At 61.2% G+C, this 472-nt stretch carries 1 protein-coding gene; it reads left to right on the top strand.

Annotated elements, in window-relative coordinates; all coding sequences use genetic code 11:
- The coding region (locus FYZ48_RS29430; protein ID WP_187782287.1) for a hypothetical protein at positions 1 to 472 on the top strand (472 nt) is incomplete at both ends.

Raw genomic sequence — 472 nt, 5'->3', positions numbered from 1 at the left:
ACCGCCGGTCCTGCGTTCGGCCGACGGACGGGGGGGATATGACATCCTGGACTTCGACGCCAAGGGACAGGCCGTGATTGACACCGGCTACTCCCTGACGGCCGACGGTGTGGGCACGGTGCAGTACCTCAACTTCGAAGAAGTAACCCCGTTCGAAGACAATCCAGCCACGATCGTCGACAACGGCGACCTGGGCTTCTCACTGAGCGGCGACTGGCCTTACCATCCGGCAGGCACCGCAGCGATCACCACGGGTGTCGGCTATGAAGACGATATTCACACCGTGCAGTCGCAGCTGGTGGATCCGGCACACTACGGTGATGCCGCCGCCTTCTGGGAATTCTACGGTCTGACCCCGGGCGTATATCGCGTCTCAGTCACCTGGCCGGCTTCGGAGAATCCGTTTGTGATTCCGCAGATGGCCAGCGATGCACCGTTTACCGTGTTCGATGGATCCCGCAACGACATTACC

Source organism: Gimesia chilikensis (assembly GCF_008329715.1).
GTDB classification, from domain to species: domain Bacteria; phylum Planctomycetota; class Planctomycetia; order Planctomycetales; family Planctomycetaceae; genus Gimesia; species Gimesia chilikensis.
Note: the sequence above shows the minus strand (reverse complement) of the source record. Positions and strands in the feature narration are given on the sequence as shown.